Origin of the sequence: Streptomyces sp. NPDC088732, from assembly GCF_044751205.1 — a bacterium.
Taxonomy (GTDB): Bacteria; Actinomycetota; Actinomycetes; order Streptomycetales; family Streptomycetaceae; genus Actinacidiphila.
In genome coordinates, this window is the sequence record NZ_JBIVLI010000045.1 from 1 (window position 1) to 23,360 (window position 23,360).

The 23,360-nt window shown below is 69.7% G+C and carries 17 protein-coding genes; 6 read left to right on the top strand and 11 right to left on the bottom strand.

What is annotated here, in order from left to right; genetic code table 11:
- The first annotated feature begins 63 nt into the window (after positions 1-63).
- Together ACIP9H_RS41305 and ACIP9H_RS41310 are read left to right on the top strand one after the other, a co-directional pair.
- A complete protein-coding gene (locus ACIP9H_RS41305) occupies positions 64-3,705 on the top strand; it encodes an amino acid adenylation domain-containing protein (protein WP_401964156.1) in 3,642 nt (1,213 codons plus the stop codon).
- A gap of 996 nt (positions 3,706-4,701) precedes the next feature.
- The gene (locus tag ACIP9H_RS41310) at positions 4,702-4,965 is read left to right on the top strand and encodes a response regulator transcription factor (protein WP_401597613.1); all 264 of its coding nucleotides are present in this window, start codon (positions 4,702-4,704) and stop codon (positions 4,963-4,965) included.
- 186 nt (positions 4,966-5,151) lie between these two features.
- Here ACIP9H_RS41310 and ACIP9H_RS41315 read toward each other — a convergent pair whose 3' ends face one another.
- From ACIP9H_RS41315 to ACIP9H_RS41365, 11 genes are all read right to left on the bottom strand, one after another.
- Entirely contained in the window at positions 5,152-6,702 is a 1,551-nt protein-coding gene (locus ACIP9H_RS41315; protein WP_401597611.1) for a methionine--tRNA ligase, read from the bottom strand.
- Between the two features lie 334 nt (positions 6,703-7,036).
- Entirely contained in the window at positions 7,037-7,804 is a 768-nt protein-coding gene (locus ACIP9H_RS41320; RefSeq protein WP_401964142.1) for a class I SAM-dependent DNA methyltransferase, read from the bottom strand.
- A complete protein-coding gene (locus ACIP9H_RS41325; RefSeq protein WP_401597606.1) occupies positions 7,801-8,643 on the bottom strand; it encodes a class I SAM-dependent methyltransferase in 843 nt (280 codons plus the stop codon). The genes ACIP9H_RS41320 and ACIP9H_RS41325 overlap by 4 nt, the downstream gene beginning before the upstream one ends.
- Before the next feature lie 75 nt (positions 8,644-8,718).
- Positions 8,719-9,651 (bottom strand): phytanoyl-CoA dioxygenase family protein, encoded by a 933-nt coding sequence (locus ACIP9H_RS41330; protein WP_401597604.1) that lies wholly within the window; start codon positions 9,649-9,651, stop codon positions 8,719-8,721.
- Positions 9,652-9,659: 8 nt separating this feature from the next.
- The gene (locus tag ACIP9H_RS41335) at positions 9,660-10,724 is read right to left on the bottom strand and encodes an asparagine synthetase A (RefSeq protein WP_401964144.1); all 1,065 of its coding nucleotides are present in this window, start codon (positions 10,722-10,724) and stop codon (positions 9,660-9,662) included.
- 26 nt (positions 10,725-10,750) lie between these two features.
- Positions 10,751-11,563 carry a carbohydrate deacetylase gene (locus ACIP9H_RS41340; RefSeq protein ID WP_401597599.1) on the bottom strand — a complete coding sequence of 271 codons (813 nt, stop codon included), beginning with the start codon at positions 11,561-11,563 and terminating at the stop codon, positions 10,751-10,753.
- Entirely contained in the window at positions 11,560-12,156 is a 597-nt protein-coding gene (locus ACIP9H_RS41345) for a class I SAM-dependent methyltransferase (protein WP_401597596.1), read from the bottom strand. Before ACIP9H_RS41345 ends, ACIP9H_RS41340 begins: the two co-directional genes overlap by 4 nt.
- Complete coding sequence (locus ACIP9H_RS41350; protein ID WP_401597594.1) at positions 12,153-14,213, bottom strand: aminotransferase class III-fold pyridoxal phosphate-dependent enzyme; 2,061 nt, start codon at positions 14,211-14,213, stop codon at positions 12,153-12,155. The genes ACIP9H_RS41345 and ACIP9H_RS41350 overlap by 4 nt, the downstream gene beginning before the upstream one ends.
- 33 nt (positions 14,214-14,246) lie before the next feature.
- On the bottom strand, positions 14,247-15,491 hold the full coding sequence (locus tag ACIP9H_RS41355) for a hypothetical protein (protein WP_401597592.1): 1,245 nt from the start codon (positions 15,489-15,491) through the stop codon (positions 14,247-14,249).
- A complete protein-coding gene (locus ACIP9H_RS41360) occupies positions 15,484-15,939 on the bottom strand; it encodes a hypothetical protein (RefSeq protein ID WP_401597590.1) in 456 nt (151 codons plus the stop codon). Before ACIP9H_RS41360 ends, ACIP9H_RS41355 begins: the two co-directional genes overlap by 8 nt.
- Entirely contained in the window at positions 15,923-16,909 is a 987-nt protein-coding gene (locus tag ACIP9H_RS41365; RefSeq protein ID WP_401964147.1) for an LD-carboxypeptidase, read from the bottom strand. Before ACIP9H_RS41365 ends, ACIP9H_RS41360 begins: the two co-directional genes overlap by 17 nt.
- Before the next feature lie 835 nt (positions 16,910-17,744).
- On the opposite strand from ACIP9H_RS41365, the gene ACIP9H_RS41370 reads away from it, so the two are divergent.
- From ACIP9H_RS41370 to ACIP9H_RS41385, 4 genes are all read left to right on the top strand, one after another.
- On the top strand, positions 17,745-18,686 hold the full coding sequence (locus ACIP9H_RS41370) for a JmjC domain-containing protein (RefSeq protein ID WP_401597585.1): 942 nt from the start codon (positions 17,745-17,747) through the stop codon (positions 18,684-18,686).
- A gap of 775 nt (positions 18,687-19,461) precedes the next feature.
- Positions 19,462-21,741: a peptidase domain-containing ABC transporter gene (locus ACIP9H_RS41375; protein ID WP_401964150.1), complete on the top strand. Its 2,280-nt coding sequence runs from the start codon at positions 19,462-19,464 to the stop codon at positions 21,739-21,741.
- Entirely contained in the window at positions 21,738-23,090 is a 1,353-nt protein-coding gene (locus ACIP9H_RS41380) for a condensation domain-containing protein (protein WP_401597581.1), read from the top strand. The genes ACIP9H_RS41375 and ACIP9H_RS41380 overlap by 4 nt, the downstream gene beginning before the upstream one ends.
- Positions 23,090-23,359 carry an acyl carrier protein gene (locus ACIP9H_RS41385; RefSeq protein WP_401597579.1) on the top strand — a complete coding sequence of 90 codons (270 nt, stop codon included), beginning with the start codon at positions 23,090-23,092 and terminating at the stop codon, positions 23,357-23,359. Before ACIP9H_RS41380 ends, ACIP9H_RS41385 begins: the two co-directional genes overlap by 1 nt.
- The last annotated feature ends 1 nt before the right edge of the window (position 23,360 follow it).

Genomic DNA, 23,360 nt, shown 5'->3' on the forward strand with positions numbered 1-23,360 from the left:
GAATACATCGGCCGCTCCGACCACCAAGTCAAAATCCGCGGCTTCCGCATCGAACCCGGCGAAATCGAAACCGCACTCGCCGCACTCGACAACGTGTCCGAAGCGGTCGTGGTGCATCGACAGGACCAGTTGATCGGCTATGCCGTCAGCGGCAGCGACGCCCAGTCGCTGCGTGAGCAGCTGGCGGCGAAGCTGCCGGACTACATGGTCCCCGCGCGCTTGGTCGTCATGGACCGCTTCCCCTTGACCGGCAACGGCAAGGTGGACCGGAAGGCGCTGCCCGCACCCGCGCCCGGCGCGACGGCTCAGTACACGGCCCCGCGCAACCGTGTGGAGGCCGGGCTTGCCGAGGCGTGGGCCGAAGTCCTAGGGGTCTCCACGGTAGGCATCGACGACAACTACTTCGCGCTCGGCGGCGATTCCATCCGGAGCATCCGGGTGCTGGCGCTGGCACGGCAGCGTGATCTGCACTTCCAGATCGCCGATCTCCTGCGCCACCCGACCATCCGTTCTCTGGCCCGTTGCGTCACCGATGCCGAAGCGCCGGCCGACAGCGACAGCGAGCAGCCGTTCGCGCTGCTGTCGGCCGGCGATCGGGGAGCGGTCCCCGATGGTGTGGTGGACGCCTATCCGATGACGCGACTCCAGATGGGCATGGTCCTGGAGAGCGAGAGGTCAGCGGCCTACCACAACACGGGCTCCTTCCGGCTGACCGCGCCGTTCAGTGAGGACGCGTGGCGCGAAGCGGTCTCGGGCCTGGTGGACGCTCACGAACTGCTCCGCACATCCTTCGCCTTCACGGGCTTCGAACAGCCGGTCCAGCTCGTCCACGAATCCGTTCCGGTGCCGCTCACGGTGGAGGATCTGCGCGACCGGGCCGACCAGGATACGCTGGTCCGAGCACACCACGACAGAGAGCTGCGGACACCGTTCGAGTGGAGCCGGCCTCCGCTGATCCGCTTCCACGTGCAACGGCTTTCGGACGACACCATGCAGCTGTTCGTGACCGAGCATCACGCGATCATGGACGGCTGGAGTGAGCGTTCGATGTTCGCCGAGCTCCTCAACCGCTACGCCGGCACCCACAGCGCACCAGCCGTGTCCGCGCGCTTCCGGTCCTATGTCCGGCTGGAACTGGCCGCACTGGACAGCGAGCCGGACCGCCGGTTCTGGGCGGACGAGATGGACGAGGCGCCCTTCACCCGGCTGCCTCGCCGTTCGCACCCGAGCGGGACGGCGGGCAAGGACGTGGTGGGACTGCCTCTTCCCCACTCCGTGCAGGACGGTGTGCGCGGTCTGACCGCGAAGCTCGGCGTCGCGGAGCGCACGATCCTGCTGGCCGCGCATCTGCGAGTCATGAGCCTGCTGGCCGGCACGCAGGACGTGGTGACCGGGGCGGTCTACAACGGGCGCACCGAGGAACCGGACGGCGACCGGGTGGTGGGTCTGTTCCTCAACACGCTTCCCGTTCGCGGGCGCTTGTCCGGAGGCAGCTGGATCGATCTGATCCTGCGCACCTCGGAGCTGGACAGTGCCGTCCAGCGGCACCGACGCTTCCCGATGACCGAGATCAAGCGGCTCGTCGGGCGCCAGGCCTTGTTCGACACGTTCTTCAACTACACCCACTTCCATGTCGAACGCGAGGCCGACAACAGCGACATCGAGGTCACCGGCGGTACGGCACCGACCGACTTCCCGTTCAGCGCGGACTTCCACGTCGACAGTGCCACGGGACGGCTGGGTCTCTACCTCGGTTACGACACGGGGCAGTTCACCCGGCGACAGGTCGAGCAGTTCCATGGCTACTACGTCGCGGTCCTGACCGCGATGACCCAGCGGCCCGAATCCAGCCACCGCGACGCCGAGCTGCTGTCCGCGGGAGAGTACCGGTCGCTGGAACGGTGGAACGAAACAGCTCGAGCGGTGCCCCAGGTGACCTTGCCGGATCTGTTCCGTGCACAGGTGGCCCGCACCCCGGACGCTGTCGCGGTCGTCTTCGAGGAGCGGTCGCTGACCTACGCGGAACTGGACGAGCGCGTCGATCGGCTGGCCAGGGCGCTGGCCGGCCGCGGTCTCGGGGCCGAGTCGGTGGTGGGCGTGGCGCTCGCGCGATCGATGGAGCTGATCGTGGCACTGCTGGCGGTGCAGCGAGCCGGAGCCGCTTACCTGCCGCTCGACTCGGACTACCCCGCTCAGCGGCTGGAGTTCATGCTCGCCGACTCCGGAGCGGAGTGTGTGCTGACCGCACGGGGCGTCAAGGCACCGGAGTCCGATGTGCCGTCGGTGTTCATCGAGGATCTGGAGACGGCAGAGGCCGGAGAGCTCCCGGAGGCCTACCACCCGGCTCACCCGGCATACGTGATCTACACCTCCGGCTCGACCGGACGCCCGAAGGGCGTGGCCGTGCCGCACTCAGGAATCGCCAACCGTCTGCTGTGGATGCAGGACACCTACCCACTCACCACCGAGGACCGGGTGCTGCAGAAGACCCCGTCGAGTTTCGACGTCTCGGTGTGGGAGTTCTTCTGGCCGCTGATGACCGGGGCGGCGCTGGTGGTGGCGCGGCCGGACGGCCACAAGGACCCGGCATACCTCGCTGACGTCGTCCGCACCCATCGCGTGACCACCATGCACTTCGTGCCGTCGATGCTCGCCGCCTTCCTGGAGGAACCGTCGGCCGGGCTCTGCACAGGGCTGCGTCGTGTGCTGTGCAGCGGTGAGGCCCTGCCGGCGGCCGTGGCGGAGCGCTTCCACGCGCTGCTCGACGTACCGTTGCACAATCTCTACGGTCCGACCGAGGCGTCGGTCGACGCGACCTTCGCGCCTGTGGAGCCCGGGGCGGAGACGGTAACGATCGGCAGGCCGGTCTGGAACACTCGTGCCTACGTGCTGGACGCGGGTCTGCGGCCCGTTCCGGTGGGGGTGGAGGGCCAGCTGTACCTGGCCGGCGTGCAACTGGCCCGGGGATACGTCAACCGCGCGGGTCTGACCGCGGAGCGGTTCGTCGCAGACCCGTTCGACCAGGCGGGGTCGCGGATGTACCGGACCGGGGACGTGGTGTGCTGGAACGCGGCCGGAGACCTCGAGTACATCGGCCGCGATGACGACCAGGTCAAGATCCGCGGCTTCCGGATCGAACTGGGCGAGATCGAGGCCGCGCTGACCGTGTGCGCGGGAGTCGCGCAGGCGGTGGTCGTGGTGCGGGAGGACACCCCTACCGTGAAGCGGCTCGCCGCGTACCTGGTCCCCGCGGCCGGCGTCGCGCTCGATGTGGATTCCCTGCGGGCGCATGTGGCCTCGGTGGTGCCGGACCATATGGTGCCTGCGGCGTTCGTGGTCCTGGAGGAGTTGCCGCTCACGCCGAACGGCAAGCTGGACCGGAAGGCCCTGCCCGCCCCGTCGTACGGCTCGCGCGTGTCGAGTCGCGCGCCACGCACCTCGGGGGAAGAGCTGCTGGCCGGCCTGCTCGCCGAGGTCCTGGGACTTGCGGGCGTGGGCATCGACGACAACTTCTTCGATCTGGGAGGCGACTCGATCTCGTCCCTTCGGCTGGTGGCACGGGCCCGTGAGGCTGGGCTGGGCATCACGCCCAAGGACGTGTTCACCCACAGGACCGTTGCGGCGATGACCGCCGCCCTGGCGGAGCAGCGCGACGACGCACCCACCGGTTCGGTGCCGGTTCCTGCGACGGCCGAGGCCGGCTGAGGTCTGCCGGGAAGGGACCGGCCCCGTACGGCGCGGACGGGTCCGACCTCACCGACGCGTTGAGCGGATCGCCCGCAAGGACGGACACAGGCCGTAGGGCGACAAGAGGCGCGACCTCTGATGACCGTGGTTGCCAAGACCATGGATCATGAGAGGTCGCGTCTCTTCCCGTCTTCCGTGGTCGTTCCGGCGGTGGCTCCTTTCCCGCCGGGACACGCCCGACACGGCGCGCGGCGCGTCTCGCGGCTCCCGGCCGCGGCCCCTGGGAGACCGGCGGCCCCCGTGGCCGACCCGCACCGCAGTGGTATGCCCGGCGCAAGCGCGTCGTCGTCGCCAACGTCCCCGGACCGGCACGTCCATCGGACCGAGCAGCACGTCGACCCGCCGTATATCGCCCTGTATCCGCCCGCAGATTCCACAGTGAACCGGAGTTGGCACGCTTCTTGCGTCACGCCTATGACCACCGAAGGGGCAGACGATGGAGCAGCAGGCAGTGGGCACTGGCCCAGGCGGGCCGCCCTTTCCTCACGTGGGCGCGGAGTGCCTCCTGGATCATGGTGGCCACGACCCCGGCCGTGGTTCACGGGCACGTCGCCCTGCCCCCGGCGGCATCTCGGCCCGCAGGACGCGCGTCACGCCGCACGGGGCCGCGACGGCCGGCCGGAATCGAGGCGGCGCCCGACCGGTCGGGCCCGCGCGTTTCAGGGGCGACACTCTCGGCGGCGAGGAACCGTGGAGCGCATGGATTCGCCCGCGGCACGGCCCGCCCGATCCGTCACCTCACGGCCGCGCTTCGGCCCCCGGGAACCAGCCTCGGCCGCACCCCAGGGCCGGGCGGACGTCGTTTCTGCTCGGGCCCATGCCTTCCTGGCCATCGGATCACGTGCCTGAGCCACCCCGGCAGGAACCCTAACTCCAACCCCTCCCCAGTGGCGTGCCGCCAGCGTCGCCGGCCACGGCCCCTGGTCCCTCCCCCTCGCAGCAGAGGTGTCTGCCATGAACACACTCGACCGTCAGTCGTTCACCCCGCGTGAACATGAGATCCTCGCGCAGCTTCCCGGCGGGACCACCTACCAGGCCATCGCGCGACGGCTGGGTATCAGTCCCCACACCGTCGACACGCACATGCGACGCCTGCGCATCAAGACCGGTGCCACCAACCGCACTCAGCTCGTAGTGGTGGCGATCCAGCTCGGGTACCTCCCCGGGCGGGGCTCGGCTGCTCCCGACGCAGAACGGGTCACGCCGATCGCGTCCTGAGTACCGACAGGGCGCCTGCCGACCGCGGCCTCTCACGAGCCGGCGGCAGGCGCCCTCCGCGTCAACGGGTCGGCCGTGCCCGCAGACGCGCGCAGTGGGCAAACAGGCACGTTCCTGGTCCCGGCAACGGCGGGAACGACGAGGCCGGCACCTCCCGTGGCCACGGGAGGTGCCGGCCTCGTCGCGTCAGGCGAGTTCGAGCTTCGGAAAGAGCGGCGGCGCCTTCTCGACGTGCCGGCCGGACGGATCCACGGCCAGATCCGAGATCACGCTCTCCGGATTGTCGTTGAGGGCGCGGAGCATGCGGTCGGAGGCATGGGGGACGAACGGACGCAGCAGCACACCCAGCCGCTGCAGCACTCGGTAGCCGTGGTGCAGCACGGTGTCGAGGTCCTGTGCCGCTCCCGCGTCGCCCTGGTCCGCGGCCTTGGCAAGGTGCCAGGGCGCGCGCTCGTCGACGTAGGCGTTGGCCCGGCGTACGAGGTCCCAGATCCGCGCGAGCGCCTCCCGGTGGTCGTAGCGCTCCATCGCCGCGTCGGCCTCGCGGGTGCTGATCGCCGCCTGTTCCTGGAGCGCCTCCTCGGGAGCCCCGAGCGGACCGCTCTGCGGGACGACGCCGTCGCGGTACCGGACGGTCATCGCGGTGATCCTGCTGAGCAGGTTGCCCAATGCATTGGCGAGGTCGGTGTTGTACCGGGTCACCAGGCGCTCTTCGCTGAAGTCGCCGTCGCCGAAGGGTGAGAAGTCGGCCAGGAGCAGATAGCGCAGGGCGTCCTGGCCGTAGCGCTCCAGCACGTCCATGGGGTCGATCGCGTTGCCCAGGCTCTTGCTGAGCTTCTGGCCGCCGGAGGTGATGTAACCGTGCACCACCACCTCGGTCGGCAGCGGCAGTCCTGCCGAGAGCAGCATCGCGGGCCAGTACACCGCGTGGAACCGGAGCACTCCCTTGCCGACCACATGTGTGCGCCGGTCCGCGTCCACCCAGAAACGCTTGTACCGGTCGCTCTCATCGGTCCAGCCGAGGGCGTTGATGTAGTTCGTCAGCGCGTCGATCCAGACATACATGACCTGGGTCTCGTCGCCCGGGACCGGGATGCCCCAGCCACGGGCTCGTTCCACGGACCGGGAGATACTGATGTCCTCCAGCCCGGAGCGAATGAAACCGGTCACCTCGTTCAACCGGGACTCCGGGTAGATCTTCAGCCGGCCCGAGGACAGTTCCTCCAGCAGTTGGTCGCCGTAGCGCGACAGACGGAAGAAATGGTTGTGCTCCGTCACCAGCTCGGGCTCCACAAGGTGCTCCGGGCATTTGCCGTCCGGCAGTTCATCAGGCGTGTAGAACTGCTCACAGCCGACGCAGTAGAGACCCTCGTAGTCCTGCGTGTAGATGTCGCCGCGCTCGTTCATCCGACGCCAGATCTCCGTGGCCCCGGTGAGGTGTTCCGGACTGACGCTCGTCCGGATGAAGTCGCTCACGCCAATGCTCATCGCCCCGAGCAGCTTTTCGAAGTACTGCACGTTGCGGTCGACCAGCTGTCTCGTGGAAACACCCTCGCGCTCGGCGGCGAGTACGTTCTTGAGGCTGTTCTCGTCCGAGCCGCTGAGGAAGAAGACGTCCTTCCGGCTCATCGCGTGCCGGGCGAAGGCATCCGCCTGGACGTACTCCAATGCGTGTCCGAGGTGTGGACGGGCATTGACGTAAGGGATGGTCGTTGAGATGAACGCCGTAGCGGACATGATCTCCTCTATCGGGGAAACGGTCGGCCACACGCCCGGGCGGGGCGGGGTGGAAACTGCCGACAAGGTGCACTACCACACCCGAACTCGCAATCCTACCCGCCCGTTACAGGCCCTTGATGCGTTCACGAGGTCGACTCGGCTGATGTGGCGCGAAGTTGACGTGCAGTGGGATCAGCGCACGGCCGTCCCACGGCTGTGGCCACGAACGGTGTCGTGGCCGTCGGAAACGTGGCACAGGCCCTGTTCCGCGCCGCCGCCACGCCCATCCGGGTGATGCGCAGGGGAGATCCCTTCAGGATGGACGACGGGGCAGCGGCGCGGACGCGACCGGTCACACGAAGTGGGCTGCTTCGCGTACCAGGACCCAGGTCTCACGCATGGTCTCCGGGCCGGGAGCGTGATCGTGGTAGTCCTCCGTCACGCCGGCCAGCCCGAAGCCGGCGGCCAGCGCGGCGGAACGAATCTCCGAGGGGTCGAACCACCACTGGCTGTGCTGCTCGACCTGCTTGTCGAAGCCGTCCACGCTCTGCGTGAACAAGCTGATGGAGAAGTCGCACCGGTGTTCTTCCGGGTGGTACCGGTTGCGCCAGACGTAGGCGAAGCTGTCGAGATCATCGCCGTAGTGGCTGTTGCCCAGCAGATTCTCCAGCTTGTGACGGGTGTTGACGTCGAAGACGAACAGGCCTCCGGGACGCAGGGTCCGCGCGACGCATGCGAAGAGCTCCGCCAATTGCGCGGGCCGGAAGTAGTTGACGCTGTCGAAACTGCACACCGCGGCATCGAAGGACGCATCGGTGACGGGCAGCGGCGCGGGGAGCCTGGCCTGGTGCAGCTCTGTACCGGGCGCCGTCCGCGTCCGGGCCCGCTCCAGCATGCCCGCGGCCCCGTCGACGCCCACAACCTCCAGCCCCTGGTGCTGAAGCAGCGCCGTGATACTCCCGGTGCCGCAGCACACGTCGAGCACCCGACGGATCTCGCCGTGGGCACGGAAGAGCCCCGCGAGGTGGTCCGCCCACCGGGAGTAGTCGTTGTGCGCGGTCCACCGGTCGTAGACCGCCGCCAACGCGTCGTAGGGAGCGAGCGGTGCGACCGCGGTCACGGCCTGCGCACCTTGATCGCAAGGTTGGTACCGCGCTCGGCCCACGAGTCGTGCTCGCTGGCCTCCAGCTCCAGGGCCAGGACCGTACGGAAGTACTCCTCGTTCTCGAGGGCACGCGAGATGTCGCTGATCTTGTCGTAGGGATAGCCGAAGTCCTCGGCACCGGGCAGGGCGAGCGAAGTGACCCCGAAGACCCGCTCACCGTTCAGGCCGGCGCCCGCGGCCAGGGACTTGAGCTCGTCGGCGGAGTAGACCCGCAACGGCGGCACGTGCTCGGACCACCGGACGGTGCGGGTGGCCAGGAGCTGCGCCAGCTCCTCAGGACCGGCGCCGTCCCGGAGAATCTTCGAGGACAGGGCGTTGGACAGCGAGTGGCTCATGAGGAAGCCCGCGGCGCCGGGACGCATGACGCGGTGGATGGTGTCGAACGCCGCGGCAGGGTTGTCGAGGAAGGAGAGCACACCGTAGGTGCTGATCACCGCGTCGTAGGACTCGGAGGCCAGCTCGGGAGCGTTCTCCACGTCACAGTGGACGAGCTCGACGGTATCGGCGACGGACGAGGCCTGGCGGTTGATGTCCGCCTGACGGAGCATGTCGGCGGACTTGTCGGCGACCGTGACGGTCACGCCGAACTCCGTCGCCAGCCAGATGCCCCAGCGGCCGGTGCCGCCGCCCACGTCCAGGACCCGCTGGCCCGCCCGCAGGTCGAGGTGGCGGCGGATGAGCTCCTTGATCAGCTCGTCGGCGAGGTGCCAATAGGTGGCCTCGTAGAAGCCCTCGACATTGCCGGCGTACGGCTTGAAGAACTTGTCGAACTCGGCTTCGGTCATCAGGGACATGGGGTTCTCCTCAGGGTGATCGGGTGATGCGTGGACCGGTCGGTGGATCGGTGGGAGGCGCGCGAGCCGCGCCCGTCAGACAGCTCGGGCCGGGCGGGACAGGAGCCGGGACGCCGGCGGGGTCAGGCCGGCGAGGTACTCCCCGTAGTCGAGTCCCTCCGGCATGGGGACCAGACGCACCCGGTCGGGGAGCCGGTGCCACCGGTCGGTGTCCCAGGCCGCGGCGAGCACGTCCCAGTCAGGGGTGACCGGCCAGCCGTGCGGGTGCGCGAACTCCGCCCGCAGGGGCTCGTCGGTCAATTGGTAACGGACGTCGGCGGAGAGGCGGAGTTCGTCGCTCGCGTTGGGGCCGCCGCCGTGCACGGTCAAACTGTGGAACAGCACCAGGTCGCCCGGTGCGTAGTCCGCCGACGCCCAGGCGGGATCGTCCGGGCGGACGGGCAGATAGAGCGGGCGGCGCCCGCCGAGCGACGCGTCGGTGGGCAGGAAACCGTGCAGATGGGAGCCCGGGATCAGACGCAGTCCCTGCTTGTCCTCGTCGCAATCGGTGAACGGGATCCATGCCGTCACCGCGTCGGTGGTGACGTGCTGCACCACGAAGTCCTGGTGCGCACGCGTGGCGTACTCCCCCGGCCTGGCGGACGGCGGGGCGAGCCGGACGACCCTCGCCGGGTGGCAGAAGACGTCGCCTCCGAGCAGCCGCTCCATGAGGGTCCACAGCACGGGGGTGAAGGCGAGCCGGTGAACGCTTTCCAGGCGCAGCACCGCGGGGTAGACGGTGCGGAAGGACTCGGTGCGAAAGCCGATCTCCCGTTCGGCGACGGTGAGCGCTCCGGGGTCCGCGAGCCAGCCGATCTCGTGCAGCGCGGCACGAAGTTCAGCCTGGACCGCGTTCACCTCGGTGGTGTCGAGCACCCCCGGCAGGTAGAGATAGCCGTCCTCGGCCAGCCGGTCGCGCAGTTCCGTGGTGTCCGTGAGGGCGTCGCGGGAGTCACGAAGGTGGTGCACGGGAGCTCCTAGGGAAGGATGGTGCGGCCGTTCACACGCGGGAGCAGTTCCAGGTCGCGGATGTCGCGCTGGGCCAGCAGCCACATCAAGAAGCGCTCGACGCCCATGCCGAAGCCCGCGGTCCGCATCGGCGTGTCGGTCTTCATCCGCACGTACCAGTCGTAGTCCTCGGCAGGCACCTTGTGCTGCCGCAGGGCATCGAGGACCTCGCTGCCGCCGACGTGCCGCTCGCCCGCCCCGACCACCTCGCCGGGGCCGAAGAGCAGGTCCCCGTTGAGAGCCCGGCCCCGGGCGTCCTGCCGCTGGTAGAACGGCACGGCCGACGCGTCCCAGTGGGTGACCCACAGGAAGTCGCCGTACATGTCCATCAGACAGCGCTCACCGTCGCGGGTCAGGTTGCGCCAGCCGTCCTCGTGGACGACGTACCGCGGATCGTCGTCCAGCGCGGCGGTCGCCTCGTCGAAGGTGAGACGCCGGAAGGCCCGGTGGTCGTCGAGCAGAGCCGTGACGTGGTCCAGCGATCCCGCGGCCGCACGGATGAGGTCGGCGTGCCGGGTCACGAGTTCACCGACGACGTGGCGCAGGTACTCCTCGACAAGCGTCATGACGTCCTGGAGGCCACCGGGAATCTCGGCCTCGCTGTGGAAGAACTGGCACAGGTGGGTCGAGTCGGGCGCTTCACCGCGGAAGGACGGCATCAGGTAGTAGGCCCCCCGCCCCGCGAGCCGGCACAGATACTCGAGACTGAACTGCATCGAGTCGGCGAGGTAGGTCGGGGCGCCGAACAGATCGACCTTGACCGGCAGCGAGTCACTGCCCAGACCCATGGGCGAGGACACCGATCCGGTGGTCACCGGCAGATGACCGAAGCGGATACCGCGCTCGGTCCAGAAGGCCACCGTCGCTGTGGTGATGGTGTCCTGGAGATCGACCAGTGCCGCATACCAGGGGCTGCTCATCACCGTCAGGAAGTGGGTTTCCGGGTCGCGCCAGGATCCGGGGGGCGCCAGGGAGGCGGGGGCCGTTTCCGGTGCGGCCTGCGTGATCGCGGAAGATATCGCTTGCAGGGACATGTGGGGTTCCTTTCTCGGTTCTCGGCTCAACCTGCGCCGAGACCGGCCGGGCTGGCCGGGCGGGCCGGGTTCTGCTCCGGCAGGGGGGCAAGGGTGATGCCGAGGCGCGTGCACGCCTCCGGGAAACGCGGGTCGAGCAGAGCGGCCAGGTCGCTCGTGCGGATGGGTCTGGCCCATTTCCAGCGACGTGAACGGGGTTCGGTGAGCATGTCGAGTTCGGGCCGGTCGGCTGCCGGGTGGGCGACCACCATGTGGATACCGGGAGGCAGTTGCGCCAGGTGGGCGAGCAGGTCGTCGGTCTTGGACTGCGGCGGGCGCAGGGACAGATGCCAGACGGAATCCACCGCCATCGGAATCCCGGGCGCAGGGACGTCGTCCCGGCAAGGGATCCCCCATTCGGCGCTGACTTCGGCCAGGACGGCCGGGTCGAAGACCCCCACGTGCGACTCGCAATGCCGGGGCCGTACACCCGCCGCCGACATCACCCTCAACTGCTCGCTGAGTTCCGCATGGGCCTCGGCCCGGTCGGCTCCCGCCGCGCGCAGTTCGGGGGGACCGGGCAGGTACGCGCCGTCCTGGGCCCGCAGGGTCTCGGCCGGAGTGAGCGGGTAGTAGCGCAACCCTTCCCACTCGCAGGCCAGCACGAGGTGTGCGCCCAGCGGGAGTCCTTGCCGGCGGGACAGCCACATTGCGCGCTGCGCGTCCGGAGCCGGGACCATCACCGAGGCCTGGGTGACCACCCCGGCTCGATGGGCTTCGAGGATGCCGTCCGTCACAGCGGGGCACATGCCGTGGTCGTCCGCTTGGACGACCAGGACGCGGTCGGTGCTCCGCCTCATACCTGGTCCTCCCGAGTGATCGCGTACAGAAGCCAGTTGCGCCGGCCGTCGTCCGTGGTGAGCCGGTACTCCGTATCGCTCAGTGCCCGCACGACCCGGTCCAGGGCGGCGATCAGGGCGTGCCATGCGGGGTGCCGCTCCGCAGGCGGCTGGTAGAGCGAGACGAGCAGTTGCCCACCCGGCGCGACCAGGCCGAGCATCCGGTCGACTGCGGCCGCCGGCTCGTCGAGGTAGTAGAGGACCTCGCTGAGCACGACGACGTCGAAGGTGCCGCGCAGGGGCAGCCGCGACGCGTCCGCGCACACCAGCGTCTCGCCGGGGCGGCGGATCCGTCCGGCCAGGGCGGCGTGTGACCAGTCCACGCCGACGTAGCGACCGGTGAACGCGTCCCCGAGGCAGTCGCGCAGCACCCCCGTACCGCAGCCGACATCGAGCACGCTCGCGGCCCCGGCGGCCAGGACACGGTTACGGATCTCGACGTAGCGTGCCTGCTCAGGGCCTTCGGTCAGGTAGTCCCAGCGCCCAGAACGGAACTGCTCGTTCCATTCCTCGCGGGTGGTCTCCGGCACCCGCGCTGCGGTCCCGTCAGTCATGGCACCAACCTCCCCTCCAGCCGGGCGGCCGTACGGAAGCGGTCGCCTGCGAACACCTCCGCCGCAGCCTCGAGCGCGAACCGGACATGCTCATCGCGGTGCGCGGCGGTCAGGAAGTTGACGTCTCGGCGCATCAGGACTCCGCGCCGCGCCATGCCGGCGAGGAAGGTTTCGGCGAGGCGTGCGTGGACCGCGGAGTCCTCGGCGAAGCGCAGGCAGGGCATGGGGTCGTAGCCGACCGCCACGGGCCCCGTCCCGGTCTCCTCTGCGACGCGGTTCAGTCCCTCACGCAGGTTCCGGCCGAGCCGGGCGATGCGCGCGTAGTAGTCGGTTCGCGTGTAGTGGCGCAGGGCGGCCTTCATCACCTCCAGGGACACGGTCTCCCCGGCGAAGGTGCTGGACACCCGCAGCCTCTCGAAGCCCTCCATGACGCGCCGGGACCCGGCGACGGCGGCCAGCGGCGCCCCCGCGGCAAGGCCCTTGGAGAAGCAGACCAGGTCGGCGGCGACACCGAGGTGCTGTCCGAGGCCGCCGGGGGCGAGTCGGAAGCCCGTGACGACCTCGTCGAGGACGAGCAACGCCCCGGAGTCATGGCAGGCGTCGCGCAGTGCGGTCAGGAACTCCGCAGTGAGCTTGCGGTGGTAGGGCGTTGACAGCATGACACAGGCGATCCGGCCACCCCGTGCCCGCACGTCCGCCAGCAGTCGTTCGTCGTCCTGGTCGCAGGACAGTTCCACCCTGCTGGTCAGCCCGGCAAGTGACGCCGGTACACCCGGGCTGGGGCCGATCAGCTGATCGTGCCAGCCGTGATAGCCGGCCAGCAGTACCTCGTCCCGACCGGTCAGCAGCCTGGCCAGGCGGATCGCCGCGGCACACGCCTCGGCACCGGTCTTCAGGAAACGGACCGTCTCGACGCCCGGCACGGACTCGGCCAGGAGTTCCGCGGCTGTGACCTCCGCAGGGGTGGGCAACGAGAGCAGCAGCCCCCGGGACACCTTCTCCTTGACGGTATTCGTCACGACCGGGTGGTTGTGCCCGAGGGTCGCGGCACCGAGCGCCGCCACGAAATCGACGTAGGTCTGACCGTCCACGTCCCGGACCTGGGCGCCACTGCCGCGTTCCAGATAGACGGGGTAGTGGCCGTCGGCGAAATTCTCCGGCCGCTTGTGGTAGGTGTGGGTCAGCCCCGGCGTGACCAGCGCAGCCCGGCGGCGCAGTTCCGCCGACCGCCGCAGGTCCAGGGGTCCGGAGCGGACCGGGGGCAGCGGGTCGCCGCCCGGAACCTCCCCCAGATGCTCCGGAGTGAGCGTCCGGTACCTGCCGTGCCGGGCCACCCAGGCGCGACCGATGTCGTGAGCCACCACGTCCCGGGTGAAGTGCACACGGTGCCGGTCGTACCCGTCCTCGGCCAGCACCTGCTCCCGGAGGCGTTCGTCGACACACAGAGCGGGGTCCGTGGTGGCCAGCGCCCGGGCGACAACCGGTGCCCACCGGGCCGTGCGGTGGACATGAGGGCTGAGCGGCATGAAGTGGGCGGCCCAGCTGGGACGTTCGAGCCGCACCAGAGGAACGCGCGTGCCGGTCACCGGGGTTGCCTCACCACGGCGATCGAAGGTCCCGCCGCGCGCGACGTGCGAATTGCCGAAGACGATCTGGGTCGCGTCACAGGTGTGAAGGTCCTCTATGAGGCCGTCGAGGTCGACGAGCCCGGTGAACTCCCAGTCGTCCTCCAGATGGACGCCGACGGGTGAGACGGTGTGGGAGAGCAGGACTCCGAGTGCGGCCGGCAGGCCCACCTGCCGCGGGAACTCCTCCACCACGACTTCGGCGACCCTGGGATCCACGTCACTCAGCCCGCGCAGGAAGGAAAGGGTCCGGTCACGTTCCTCGTGGGGGACCGCGTAGGCGGGGTCCACGGTCACGATCACGCGGAAGGACCCACTGAAGGTGACGTGCTCGAAAAAACTGGTGAAGGTGCGCAGCGCGGTGTCGCGCCCCACCGATGTCGTGGTGATGTCGATCGTCGGCGACCGATGGGGATCGTTTCTGGTGAGCACAACTGCCTCCTTTCGCTCGGGCGGGTTTCGCGCCTAGTAGAAGCGCCCGTTCTCACTGATCAGATGGTCACTGCCCGGCGCGGAGCAGTGGGCGCAGCGCGATGGGCGGTACGGCACGATCCGGCCGAACACCGGGACCCGCCGGGCCGCGGCGCACTCGTCGCACACGCCGCGGACGAGCCCGAACCGTTCCACTCCCTCCCGCAGCCGGGCGCGGGCGAGGCCCAGTAGCCGTCGGTCGTACGCGGCAAGCTCGTCCCTCACCGATGCGGCGTCGGGGAATGGCGTGGTCGCCTCGTGGCCGGCGGGTGCGCGTCGGGCCACCCGCCAGCTGCCGTCGGGCCGGACTCCGTAGGCGAGCGGCACACCGGCGCGCATCAGGCGGCGTTCCGCCCGGCGCCGGCGAAACGGCTCGTTCCCGGTGACCGTCACCGTCCGCACCCGGATGCCGTCCAAACCGGCCCGCCAGGCGTCCAGGCCCGCGGTGTCCGGCGGCGCGAGCACCCCAGCTTGTACGGGGGCCAGCGCCGAGGGCAGCCCGAGTCCGCCGGTGTCGAGGTGGTGCATGCTCACGAGGGCGAGCACCTTGCCGGTGAAGCCGATGTCGAGCACTTCTCCTGCGACGCCCAGTGCTTCCCGGTACGGGGGAGCCATCAGATAGGTCGTCGCCAGTACGGTCGGCCGGCCGTCGCGAAGGCATGACACCGTCAGGTGGCACACCTCGCCGTACGAGGACAGGGCATCGGTGGCAATGGTCAGCACCGGCAGTCCGAAGGCTTCGAAGGTCCTCTTCAGGGCCAGCCGGTAGGACTCCAGGGCAGTGCGGCCCTCACCGGTCGGCAGCAGCCTGTTCAGCTGGATCGCCGGCCAGATGTAGCGCTCGCGGAACAGCGGCGCACCGGAGCCGCGCAGTTGCCGCAGCAGGCCTCCGGTCGACACAACGGCTCCCGGATGGTGATGACGCTGCAGCCAGGCGACGTTGAGGTGGAGGTTGTCGGCGCGCAGGACCCAGTCCGGGCGCGGCTCTCCGTGGCCTGGCAGCCGGTAGACATTCGCGTACTGCGGAAAGACCCGTTCGTACGTGTCCCGCCTGTGGAGGAAAGGGTGTTCGGTCCGGGCCACCGGGGCCACCGCGCCGGCCTGCTCCACGAAGGTGTCCACCATGCCGCGGACAGCGCGGAGGCCGAGGGCGCGCCATGGTGTGATGCCGCTTCCGGAACCGCCGGCGGCCACGATGCCCGCGTCGACGAGGGCACGGTGATAGTGGGTGTCACGCATGGGCCGTCCCGTCCCGTTCGGCGGTGAGCCTGGCCGCCACCCAGCAGCAGGGGCGCCCCCAGGCTCGGCCCCACTTGGCGGCCAGGTGCCCGGTGACGTCGGAGAGCTCCTCCAGCAGGGTCTTGGCGAGTGCTTCCGCGCCGGCCAGATCAGGTGTGAACGCCTGTACGAGCAGGAGGCCGTCACGCTCACCCGCCTCGTCGAGGTCGGCGCCGAGGGAGTAGCAGCGGCTGGGGCCTCGACGCAGCCATCCGGGCGGCACGATCTCGAAGTCGGTGCCGTAGGTGCGCAGATACCACGGCTCGTCACCGGGCTGGAGCCGTACCACTCGGGGATAGCGCAGTCCGCCGGCGAACGGCGCGGCGGGCACTTCGAGGATCTCCTCGATGTCGTGCCGTCGCATGATGTCGGCGATGTGAAGGACGGCGGGATCAGCGGACAGCTGCATCGAGCACCTCCACGACCCCGGCGCCGGCGTCGACCCGGGCGCGTACGCCCAGCGGGAGGGTCACCATCGGGTCGCTGTGCCCGATGTCGAGACCCGCCACCGCGGGGACGTCGTAGCGTGCGGCGATCTCGCGGACCTGCTGCCGCAGGGCCGTCTCGAAATCCTGGCCGGCGCGGAACGACCGGCCGAGCAGGAGGGCCGCCATGCGGTCGAACACCCCGGCCATACGGAGCTGGGTCAGTGCTCGCTCCACGACGCGGATGTCGGTGGCACAGGTCTCCAGGAAGACGGTCGCACCGGTGAAGTCGGGGAGGTACGAGGTGCCGGCGAGCAGACCGATCGTCTCCAGATTGCCGCCGACCAGCGGGCCGATACCCGTACCGGGGTGGAGCCACTGCCAGCCTGTGCCCGGGACAAGCTGCCGCGGCCGGTCGTCGGCCTCGTCCCAGAAGAGCAGTTCCTCAGTGTATTCCGCTGCCGGCGCGAGGGGGCCGAGCGGCCGCGCGCTGGCGGCGGCTCGCAGGAAACCGTCGCGCGTGTACGGCAGCATCCGCGGGTATTCGGCCAACTCGGGCAGCAGGGTGGGCCCGTGGAAGGTGACCAGGCCGGCGCGGCGGTACACGGCCAGCAGGATCGTGGTGATGTCGCTGTAGCCAATGATGATCTTGGGATCGGCCCGAAGGGCCTCGTAGTCGAGCCTTTCGAGTACCGCGTTGCCGGTCAGCCCACCCAATGACGCGACGATGCAGCGGACCTCGGGGTCTCGGAAGAAGCGGTTCAGCTCGTCGGCCCGCTCCTCCGGTGTCGCGTCCCGGATGCCGCCCGCGGCAAGTGGTCCCAGGCGGACGTCATACCCGAGCCCGCGCAGCGCCTCGACCCCGCGGGCCAGCCTTCTGGGCGTGACCACCGGCGCGGACGGCGTGGCGATCGCAACCACGTTGCCCTTGCTCAGGCGGGGCGGGACGAGCAACGGGACTCCCGTTGCGGTAACGGGGATCCCCGCGGCCGGTCGGGTTGGACCGTCTTCCCGGGGAACACACATGACTGCCTCCAGACCAGAACCAACACGGCTGCGACGAGCGGCGACATCCGTGCCCGCGGCCCGGCGGAGACGCGCGGGGTGCGGTCTGCGCCAGGGAGGCACCGCCGTCTCGTGCCGTCGCAGCAATGTTCGGCGAACGGAGACCGCGCCCCACAGTCCCGAGTTCCGGGTACCGGGTACCGGTCCCCCGGACTCCAAACCACGACGGGCGGGGTAACGGTTTCGCGTGACTGGTCGCGCCGCGCACCGAATGTCACGGTGAGAGCTCCGCGACGTCCTACCGCGCAGGACCGCGCTGTAGGCCGTCATCACTGTCCGGACCTGTCCCGGAGGAATCGCATGCCCCGGACCCGATCGCCCCGGGCCGTCCCCGACTTCGACGGAACGGCACCGGACGTCTGCCGTCGACTGCGGCGCCTGGCCGGCTTGGCCCAGGACCGAAAATCACCCCACGCTCACGCGAGGGGCGACACACCGCTGCCGCAGAGCGGTGAGCCCGCCATCCACGGCCCGAACGCCTTTCTGCGGCCGCTCCCGGCTCGCTCAGCGCAGGGACCGACCGCACGGATCGTGCGCATGTGCCGTGACGACCACAGCACCCGGCGGGTGTCCGAGGGACCGTGGGCCCCTCTCAGCCAGTACGGATCGGCGGCCGCACATCGCGCGGGAGGGCCGGGCCCGGACCTGGTACCGGACAACCGTGACTGGCCGCGGTCCTGCTGCCGGGCCAGCATCGAGAGCCCGTACTGAGGAGGAGATCCTGTTGCACGCCCCGACGCTTTCCCGATGGGTGGGCGACGTAGACGAGTTCATGACGTCGTACTGGTCTCGCAGACCCGGCGTCTTCCACCCGGGCGACGTGGAGCTGAGTCCCTTCACGCTGGCCGACGTCGACCACGCCCTCGCCGGAGGCTTGCTGCGCGAGCCGTACGTGGAGATGGCGAACGCGCAGAATCCGCTACCCGTCGATGCCTACACGCTGGTCCGGCAAGTGCATCTGGCGAAGCACCCGGGCTTCGCCGACCTGACCAAGATCGGCGATCTGCTGGAGCGGGGCGCGACCTTGTTGCTGCGCTGCATCGACCACTGGCACCGCCCCACCGCGGCGATGCTGGAAGCCCTCTCCGCCGAACTGGGCAGGCATATCGAGGCGTTCTACTTCATCACCCCGGCGGGCCACCAGGGGCTGCCGCTGCACCGCGACGACGCGGACGTACTCGTCTTCCAGGTCGCCGGCAGCAAGAGCTGGCAGGTGCACGAGGGACCGGGCAACCCCGGGTGGAGCCCCGGCGCTGTCGGCGACGGCCCCCAGCCGGCCGAAGTACTGCGTACCACGCTGCGTCAGGGGGAGGTGATGTACATCCCCCGCGGCTACGCACACCAGGCAGTAGGCGACGGCGGGCTGTCCGTGCATCTGTCGCTGACCATTCGCGAAGTGAGCTCGGTCGACCTCCACCGGGTGCTTCAGCGCACGTTGTTCGCAGGGCTGGCATTGCCGCCGCGCCCTCTGGGCGACGACGCACTCCTGGCGGTCGCCGACCGTCTGCTCGACCAGGCGCGCGACCGGCTCACCGAGTTGACGGCACGGGATCTTCTGGACCTGGCGAGACGCAGCGGCACCGAGCGTCGCCCGGTGCCCGGCGAACTCTCGCTGGTTTCCAAGGCGGAGGCCTGGGCGTCGCGGGAGGCCGCTCCCGCGTCCTGAACAGCGTGACGACGATGCATGGGGCCGGCCGGGGCCGGCCTGCCGCGATCGCGTCACGGGTTCGCCGCGCCCCGGTACGGTCACCTATCGGCTCCTGCTTTTCGAATCCCCTGCCACGACATCCCGAAGCCATTACCCCGATCCAATCCTCCGACCGATCGTCCGCCTTTTCCGCGTGCCGCGAAAAAGACGGATCGTATCGGCCGGGGGATTTTTTTGTTTCCAGGAACGATTCACGAAGAGGACGGTACCGCCGGCGCTTTCAGTGCGTCCCGCCAGCGAGACATGGAGAATCACTCGGACACCAAATACCCCCTTTAGGCAGTCTATTTGTACCATTTTACGCCGTCTGACTCACACCCAAAAGGGACGGAAGACGACGCCTGGACATCGGCCGCGGAATCCGCTCTTGCCTTTTTTCAACACCCGGGTCTACTGTCGTTGACGCAATCAACCGCACCCGCGGAGATGCCTTCACCGGATGATGGAACCGCGTTCCACGTATTCCGATCCGGCGAAAATTCCCAGCGATACAGAGGAGATCATCATGGAGAACTACGAGGTCGACATCACCGCCCTGGCCGACGAGGAGCTCGACGACATCGTCGGCGGCGTCGTCGTCGTCAGCCCCCTCCCCTGCATCTGACGGCTAGCCAGCCGCAGGGGAACGGCCGGCTGGCAGCGCCCTCGGCGCTGCTAGCTGGCCGTGAGGCCGACTGAGTCGGGTGGTCCGGGATCAACCGGTCCACCCGGCTCGCCGAGGAGGACGCAGGAGATGACGAACAGACCACGTTTCCGGGCCGAGGCCCTTGCACACCGCTACACGCGGGACGGCCTGGGACCGGTGTTCGGCCGTACGGGCGAGAGCCGTGGGCCGGCGAGTCGGCGCGAGCGCGTTTCCGGCGCCCTGGCACGACAAGGCCGCCGACGTGTGCCGGTGTGCCTGCAAACGCAGGTCAGCGACTGCGGCCCGGCTTCCCTCGTCATGACCTTGCGCCACCACGGGATCGAAGCGGATCTCGCAGGCATACGAGCGCTGATCGACTCGGGGCGCAACGGCGCGTCGGCCCGGACCCTTCTGGACGTCGCCCGCCGAAACGGACTGCGCGGACGAGGAGTCCGCACAGATCTGGAGGGGCTCCGTCACCTGCCCGCCGGCAGCATCCTCTTCTGGAACTTCAACCACTTCGTGGTGCTGGAGCGTGCGACACAGGAGTACACCGACATCGTCGACCCGGCGTCAGGCCGCCGGCGCCTCAGTCCGGAAGCGGTCACGGAGTCGTTCACCGGCGTCGCGCTGGAGTTCGCCGCCCCACTGGAACCACCGGTCGAGACGCGTGTCTCCGCAGCGCCCGCGACATCGGGTCCGTGGCGATTGCTGCGACATGTCCTGCCGCGGGGCCGCGAGCTGGGCGGGATACTCGGTGCCTCGGGAGCCCTGACGGCCCTGGAATTCATTCTGCCGGCCGCGGTCAGCGTCTTCCTCGGAAGCGTGCTGCCCGGCCATCTCACCGGGACCCTGTGGCTTGCGACGGCGGGACTCGCCGTAGTGGCGCTGCTCTTCTTCGGTCTTCAGATCCTGCGGGCCCTCCTGCTGGCCAAACGGCAAGCGGCTGTCGAACGCAAACTGACCTGGGGCGTGATGGAGCATCTGGTCTCCCTGCCCTACGACTTCTTCACCGTCCACAACTCCGGTGACCTGGCCCTGCGGGTCAGGACCAGCAGCCTGCTCAACCAGGTCCTGAGCATGTCTGCGGTGTCGACCGCCTTCGACGGCCTGCTGATCGTCATCTACTTGACCGCCGTGTTCGTCGTCAACCCGTTCCTGGCCGCCGTGGTCGTCTTCCTGATCGTGCTCCAGGCGGCCGTCATGACCATCACCTGGCGGCGCCAGGCCGAGTTGAGCCACGAGGTCCTGGAGCGCCAGACCCAGGCTCAGGGCGAGCTCGTCGAACTGCTGGAGAGCATCACCAGCCTCAAGTCGGCCGGAACCGAGTCCGTGGCCGCCGAACGCTGGTCGCACTCACTGGTCGCCGAAGTGAACAAGCGCCTCCACGCGCGGCGCAGTCTCGCCGCCACTACCTCACTCAGCCGCGCCATCCAGTTCTGCGCACCGATGGTGGTACTCGTCGTCGGTGCGTGGCAGGTACTCGCCGGTCATGGCTCGGCCGGCGGGACGCTCGCGTTCATGGCCCTGACCGTCTCGTTGTTCGCCCCGCTGGAGAGCGTCTTCGACACGGCCTCCCAACTCGCCAGTGCGCGACCGGCACTGGTGCGGCTCGACGACATCCTGTCGACCGCGCCCGAACCGGTCGGCCGACCGCTGCCGGACGCCGGTCACGCCGAGCCGCTCCAGGTCACGGTCCGCGATGTGACCTTCCGGCACCGCGGCGCGTCGCGGCCGACCCTTTCAGGGGTCGATCTGCGCATCGCGGCCGGCGACTTCGTCGCGGTGGTGGGCCGGTCCGGTTCGGGCAAGTCGACCCTCGGCCTGCTCCTGGCGGGGCTCCACACGCCGACCTCCGGAACCGTCGAGGTCGGCGGGCACGATGTCGCCGGGCTCCACGGCCCCTCGTACCGGCGCCGGATCGCCTACATCAACCAGGACGCACACCTGTTCAGCGGGACCATCCGGGAGAACATCTCCTTCGGAGGCGACGAGATCGCCCACGCGGACCTGGTCGAAGCCGTCAAGCTCGCCCACATCCACGAGGAGATCATCGCCCTGCCGATGGGCTACGACACTCTCGTGGGACCCGGCGGTCACGGGCTGTCCGGTGGGCAGCGCCAGCGGATCGTGCTCGCCAGGGCGCTGGCCCGCCGACCGCGGCTGCTCATCCTGGACGAGGCGACCAGCGCCCTCGACCCTGCCCTGGAGAAGAGCGTCTTCCAGGGGCTGCTCGCCTCCGGCACCACCGTCGTCGCCGTCGCGCACCGGCTCACCGTGCTGGACGCGGCAGACCAGGTACTGGTGGTCCAGGACGGCCGGATCGTCCAGTCGGGCTCCCCCCGTGAGCTCAAGGCGAAGGGGGGCGAGTTCCTGTGCCTGCAGTGACCGAGGCCGAATCCGGGCTGCCGGCGCCCGGCCCGCTCACCTACGAGCAGGAGTGGTACCTCCGCCGTGTCCGGGGCAGCACCTACACCCGGCGCAATGTCCGGCTGTGCTATCGGATCCTCGGCCCTCTCGACACCGAGCGCTTCGAAGAGGCCGTGCGCCTCTTCGTGACCCGGCACGACGCACTGCGGATGGCCCTGGTCCCGTCCGGCTCCGACGCACCGGCGACCGCGCAGCGGCTACTGCCCATCCGGCCGGACGACCGGCCCATCGACGGGCAGCACGTCACCGCGGTTTCGACCGGCCAGTTCTCCCACTACGCCGCGGCGCTCTTCTCCCGGGACGTCATCACGCCCTTCGCCGACCGGGGACGGCCCTTCAGCCTCCGGCTGCTGCGCCATGACCCCGAACACCACGCCTTCCTGGCAACCTTCGACAACGTCTTCTTCGACGGCCGGGCGCACGACCTGTTCAGCCGCGAGGTCTGGCGTGACTACGCCGCCCTGGGCGATACCGCCGCCGACCCCCCGCCGGTGACCGCGCCCTCCTTCGCGCGGGCGGCACGCGACCAGCGTGAAGGCCGCGGTCCGCGCCGTCTCGAACGGGCACGGGCATCCTGGCAGCGCCGCACGGAGTTCGCGGCCGGCAACCGCTGGCGCGAACTGGACGTCGCCCCCACCGCGAGCGGCAGCGTCCACGCGACGATCCCCGAGGCCCTGCTCGAGGCGCTGCGCGAGTACTGCCGGCAGGCGCGCTGCACCGTCATGCACTGGCTCGTCGGCTCGTTCGCACGGTCGCTCGCCACGCACGCCGGACAGCGCAGGTTGAGTCTGTGGACCTCGCTCGACTCCCGGCCCCCCGCCGAGCGCGACACGGTAGGGATGTTCGCCGGACCGGCCCCCCTGGCCATCGGCGCGCCAGGAGCTGCCCTGCCTGAAGTGGTCGCCGAAGTCGGGGCCGCGATGGTCGACGCCCTACGTCATCAACAGCTCCCCGCTGCCGAACTGGCCGCGCTGCTCGGCACGCCGCCCGGCCCGGGGGCGGCTGCCGGTGCGATCGCACGAGACGTCTACGTGAACCTGCGCAGCTTCCCCGGGTCGGTGCGTCCGCCCCGCGGGGACTCGACGCTGCGGATCACCCCCGACGCCTACCCGCTGCGCCGAATCGCCCTCGTGGACTCCTCCGCCCTGCACCTGAGGTGCAACGAGTACCGGGACGCCGTCATGATCGACCTGGTGTTCGACGGACGGCGGGTGGGCGAACCACTGGCCCGGGCGATCGCGGACCAGATCACCTCGGACGCCGCGGCCGTCACGGGCCGCCGTCCGTCATCGGAAAGGCCCCAGTGATGAGCCAGTTGCCCCCCGACTCTCTGCTGCCGCAGGTGATGACGGCCGTCGCCGAGGTCTTCGGTGACGGTATGGGACCGGAAGACGGTTTCTTTGCCGCCGGCGGTGACTCGGTCACCGCCGTGTGGCTGGCGGATCTCCTGGAAGAGCGCCTGGGCGTCGATGTCGACGCCCACACCGTCCTCAACGCGGAGAACTTCCGCGCGATGGCCGCCCGCCTGGCCGACGCAGCCGCGGTCACCACCGGCGACGTGTCCGGGGAGTCCTGAG

What these genes read in the sequence shown, in the direction of transcription:
- ACIP9H_RS41310 (WP_401597613.1), top strand. Translation starts at nt 4,702, where the DNA reads ATGAACACACTCGACCGTCAGTCGTTCACCCCGCGTGAACATGAGATC.
- ACIP9H_RS41315 (WP_401597611.1), bottom strand. Translation starts at nt 6,702, where the DNA reads ATGTCCGCTACGGCGTTCATCTCAACGACCATCCCTTACGTCAATGCC.
- ACIP9H_RS41325 (WP_401597606.1), bottom strand. Translation starts at nt 8,643, where the DNA reads ATGTCCCTGATGACCGAAGCCGAGTTCGACAAGTTCTTCAAGCCGTAC.
- ACIP9H_RS41335 (WP_401964144.1), bottom strand. Translation starts at nt 10,724, where the DNA reads ATGTCCCTGCAAGCGATATCTTCCGCGATCACGCAGGCCGCACCGGAA.
- ACIP9H_RS41340 (WP_401597599.1), bottom strand. Translation starts at nt 11,563, where the DNA reads ATGAGGCGGAGCACCGACCGCGTCCTGGTCGTCCAAGCGGACGACCAC.
- ACIP9H_RS41345 (WP_401597596.1), bottom strand. Translation starts at nt 12,156, where the DNA reads ATGACTGACGGGACCGCAGCGCGGGTGCCGGAGACCACCCGCGAGGAA.
- ACIP9H_RS41355 (WP_401597592.1), bottom strand. Translation starts at nt 15,491, where the DNA reads ATGCGTGACACCCACTATCACCGTGCCCTCGTCGACGCGGGCATCGTG.
- ACIP9H_RS41360 (WP_401597590.1), bottom strand. Translation starts at nt 15,939, where the DNA reads ATGCAGCTGTCCGCTGATCCCGCCGTCCTTCACATCGCCGACATCATG.
- ACIP9H_RS41375 (WP_401964150.1), top strand. Translation starts at nt 19,462, where the DNA reads ATGACGAACAGACCACGTTTCCGGGCCGAGGCCCTTGCACACCGCTAC.
- ACIP9H_RS41385 (WP_401597579.1), top strand. Translation starts at nt 23,090, where the DNA reads ATGAGCCAGTTGCCCCCCGACTCTCTGCTGCCGCAGGTGATGACGGCC.